Source organism: Microcystis sp. LEGE 00066, from assembly GCF_015207925.1.
Lineage (GTDB): Bacteria > Cyanobacteriota > Cyanobacteriia > Cyanobacteriales > Microcystaceae > Microcystis > Microcystis ichthyoblabe_A.
In genome coordinates this window covers 1-4,410 of record NZ_JADEVX010000262.1, presented here as the reverse complement: position 1 = coordinate 4,410, position 4,410 = coordinate 1, and the positions used below count along the sequence as shown (strand labels likewise).

Below are 4,410 nucleotides of genomic sequence, written 5' to 3'. Positions count from 1 at the left end.
CTATTATTATTGGTGAATCAGAAGCATCAAAACAAACCCTAGAAAACCGTCGTCAAGAATTACAAGCATCCCATTGTCTTCACTTTTCCTGTCATGGTAAATTTGATAATGAATCCCCTAGAGATTCCGCTTTAATGTTAGCAGATCCAGATAGTAACTTAGGAGAATCAGCTAACCTAACTTTGGCAGAAGTATTTGAGAAATTTGATTTAAGAGAATGCCGTTTAGTCACTTTTTCTGCTTGTGAAAGTGGTATAATCGAAAGTAAAGCCGATAGTATTAGTGATGAATATGTGGGTTTACCGAGTGGGTTTCTATTTGCAGGTAGTTCTAGTGTAGTTAGTACCCTTTGGACAGTAGATCCCCTAGCAACAACCTTATTTATGACTAAATTTTATCACGATCTTAAACAGATTTCTATCCAAGATCAAGGGAGTATTGCCATTGTTTTAAATCATACTCAAACTTGGTTAAGAACATTGAATAGTAAAAAATTAGCCAGAATTAAAAATAGTCAAAAATTCCAGCAATTACTTGATCGAGTCTTTGAGAGTAAACGGGATAGAAGAAAATTCCAAGACTTATTAGAAGCTGCGGTTAAACGTGAACCCTATCCCTTTGCCAATCCCTATTATTGGACAGCATTTATCGCAACAGGGATTTAACTCAGATATTGCACCATATTATTACTTACAATAATAATATCTAAACTATGATTAATGTAATTATTTAATTGACTATAATTGTCTCAGACACCAATCTTAAACCTAATCATAGTCCCTCATTCAATCATTCTAATCACAGTACAGACAATGAATGAACAACGCGCCCAAGCTTATGTTAATTTAATAGAACAGTTGCTCGCTTGTACTGATGATGAGGAACTCAATAATATTCTGCAAGCAAATCAGGAATTGATTGATCCCGAATTTTTGCAGGTGATGGAAAACTATGCAACATGGTTAGAACAACAAGGAAATAATAATCCTGCTGCTTGGTTACGGAATATGGCGCAACAGTTGAGGCAGTTTCTCACCCTTCGACTGGTCAATACTGGATTTAGGGCAAACGCATCTAAATTCTAGATTCCTTATCTAATAAGACTTTCAGCGTTTCAGAAAAAATCAACCATGATCTCGAAAACCCTTATCCAGCCTACCTTTCAAAAATAAGATGCGTTCCCCCTGATACTGGATTTAGGGAGATTGTATTTTTTGAAAAGCTATAATATAATTAATTATGATTATTCAGATAATATTGTTCAATGACTATGACCAAAACTAATCTTGCCAAAAATCTCAAAGAAGCTTACCGAGTTTGTAATCTTGATCCTCTAAGGGGTGAAGCTATGAAACGATATTATGTTGATTTATCAAAAGTTCGCAATACCAAAGCTATAGGTCAAGTTGATACAATTCTTGAATTTCAAGAACCTGAAAAATTTACAACAATTTTATTTACAGGTCATCGTGGCTGTGGAAAAAGCACAGAATTAAGGCGAATTCAGGAAAGATGGCAAGAAAAATATTTTATTGTTTATTTAGAAGCTGATCGGGAAATTGACATTGAAGATGCGCGTTATATAGACTTATATTTAGTATTAATTAAGCAAATTGAATATGAACTCAGACAACGAGGAATTAAGTTTGATGATGAACTTCTGAGTAATTTTGAAGCTTGGTTTAAAGATATCACAGAAGAAACAGAGGAAACCGTTGAGAAGTCTGTGAGTATGTCGGGAACTTTAGATGTTAGTTCCTCTCCCTTTCCTATTCCTTTTGTAGCTAAATTATTAGTGAAATTATTAGCACAAATTAAAGGGTCTGATAAACGTAAAAAAACAATTCGTCAAACCTTAGAACAAGATATTTCTCGCTTACAAGCTGATGTAAATTTTTTACTAGATGATGGGTTTAGAAAATTACAGCAAAAATTTCCTCAATATCAAGGATTTTTAGTAATATTCGACAATTTAGATCGAGTAACACCAGAAGTAGGCGATCATTTATTTTTCGATTATGCAGCACAGTTACAAGCCTTGGGATGCAATATTATTTATACTGTGCCAATTTCTACAATCTATTCAGCTAAAAAAGTCAATAATTTTTTCGATAACTCTAATATTGTCCCGATGATCAATATCTACAATTTACAAAGAAATAAGCCCGATTTAGACTATCAAGAAGAAGCCTTAAAAGCTGTTGCTAAATTAATTGAAGTTAGGGTTAATGTTCAGGATATTTTTGCTAATTACGATGATTTATTAAGTTTAGCCAAAGCTAGTGGCGGTCATGTTAGACAACTAATGCAAATGATGAGAACTGCTATTACTTCAGCAAATGCAAAAGGCGGCTCTAAAATTGATAGTGAAGACGTACAAACTGCCATTAAACAAGTACAATTTGATTTTGAAAGAGTCATTCCTGATGAGCATTATACTCATTTAGTAAATGTCTATTTAAACAAGGAAATTAATAACAATCAAATTGGACAACTTATGTTATTTAATACTTCTGCCTTAGAATATAATGGTAATGATAGATGGAACTATATCAATCCAGTTGTTGAATCTATTCAAGCTTTTAAAAAGGTAATGAACTACCCCGCCGCAAGCGGACGGGGTATCAGAATCAAAATAGACTCAATTGTAGATTTTGGTGTAGCTGCAGGTATTCTTTATCTTGTTCTTTTACATATCTCGCTATCATACCTTCATCCCCATGCTTTCCTACCGTACTTGCGTAATATCCATCACTCCAAAACTCTCCTCCCCACAACTGCTTTTTCACTTGAGGACACTTTTTGAAAATTTCTCTCGCCGTTATACTTTTAATCATTGTCACTATCCTTGTCACACTATAGGTCGGTACTGATTGCACCAGAAAATGCACATGATCTTTATCCACTCCAATTTCTACAAACTTTATCTCGTATCGTTTTTCCATCTCTAGACAGACTTCTTTCAACAAGCTATCTACCTGTTCGTCGAAAACGGCTTTACGATATTTGGCTGGGAACACTAAATGATATAGCAAAACACTTACATTATGGCTCTTATGGATGTATTCACTCATTTTTCTATTGTACGCCGCGAGCGGCGGGGAATTAGACCCGAAGAGATTAAAAAATGTTAGAAACTAAATCTTTCTCTATTTCTAATCATCGTTTATTTTTAGTAAAAAATCAGCAGAGATTAGCTGAGTTACTAACTTTTATTGATTTTGCCGAAGGATTAACTATTGGCTTTGTTGAAGTTAACCGCAATGAGGAAGCTAACTGGATAGTTGAGAGTTTAATGAATAATTCTCAATGTCAAAATATACAATTTATTGTTTTAAATATAGATGATTCTCAGGTGCGTTTTTTATTAGATGAAATTTTAAACTATTTATCTAAAAATCCCCCTTTAGAAGATAAAAAGCAAGTGTTAATTATCAAAGGATTAGAAAATTCTATCGGATTTAAGGATTATCCCCCTATTTTACAAAATCTCAATTTTGTTAGAGACGCTTTTACTTATGATGTTCCTTATCCCATATTATTTTGTTTACCAAACGATACTATTACTAGATTTGCTAGATTTGCCCCTGATTTTTGGGCTTGGAAATCAGGTATTTTTAAGTTTGAATCTCTACCAGAAGAAAAAAATATTGATCGTCAATTTGTGAATTTTGCTCGGGTTCTTGAACGAGATGGAGTATCAGAAACTCAAGCAAGAATTGATCTATTAACTAGATTATTTGCAGAGTATTCAGCAGAAAAAAATATATCTATGATGATAACAACTTTACAGCAATTAGGGGTTGCTTATTACCGTAGAGGAGAGTTACAAAAAGCGGAAGAATCTTTGCTAGAAGCTTGGAATTTAAGTAATCAAATAACATCATTAGAACCGACAAAAGTAGCCACTCTTGAGACCTTGGGTTATGTATATAAGAAATTAAAGAAATATGAGGAAGCAGAAACAATTTATCAACAGGTTTTGAATGTTTATTCTGAGCAAAATTTTTCTCAAAAATGGGCTAAAATTCAAAATAGTTTAGGTAATGTTTATCTTGACAAGAATCAAGGCAGTAAAGCTGATAATTTAGAAAGGGCTATCTATTGTTTTAATTCTGCTTTAGAAGTATATACCCGTGATAGCTTTCCTTCTGAATGGGCAATGACACAAAATAATCTGGGCAATGCTTATAGTAATCGCATCAGAGGGGAAAAGGCAGAAAATTTAGAGTTAGCTATTGTTGCTTATAACCTGTCATTAGAAGTATATACCCGTGATAGCTTTCCTTATGAATGGGCAATGACACAAAATAATCTGGGCAATGCTTATAGTGATCGTATCAGAGGGGAAAAGGCAGAAAATTTAGAGTTAGCTATTGTTGCTTATAACCTGTCATTAGAAGTATATAC

Annotated in this window: 4 protein-coding genes and 1 pseudogene; 4 read left to right on the top strand and 1 reads right to left on the bottom strand. The window is 33.6% G+C overall.

Going from position 1 to position 4,410, the window contains the following annotated elements:
- The 3 genes and pseudogenes from IQ224_RS21890 to IQ224_RS25170 all read left to right on the top strand — a co-directional run.
- The coding region (locus IQ224_RS21890) for a CHAT domain-containing protein (RefSeq protein ID WP_194033490.1) at positions 1-665 on the top strand (665 nt) is incomplete at its 5' end.
- A 147-nt stretch (positions 666-812) separates the two neighbouring features.
- Positions 813-1,085, top strand: coding sequence for a hypothetical protein (locus tag IQ224_RS21885; RefSeq protein ID WP_103112651.1), 273 nt, complete (start codon positions 813-815; stop codon positions 1,083-1,085).
- A 179-nt stretch (positions 1,086-1,264) separates the two neighbouring features.
- Positions 1,265-2,596, top strand: a pseudogene (locus tag IQ224_RS25170) (ATP-binding protein); the annotation flags it as partial.
- A 34-nt stretch (positions 2,597-2,630) separates the two neighbouring features.
- On the opposite strand, the gene tnpA reads toward IQ224_RS25170, so the two are convergent.
- On the bottom strand, positions 2,631-3,074 hold the full coding sequence (gene tnpA / locus IQ224_RS21875; protein WP_002740761.1) for an IS200/IS605 family transposase: 444 nt from the start codon (positions 3,072-3,074) through the stop codon (positions 2,631-2,633).
- Between the two features lie 53 nt (positions 3,075-3,127).
- On the opposite strand from tnpA, the gene IQ224_RS21870 reads away from it, so the two are divergent.
- On the top strand, positions 3,128-4,410 hold a 1,283-nt coding region (locus IQ224_RS21870; RefSeq protein WP_194033489.1), incomplete at its 3' end, for a tetratricopeptide repeat protein.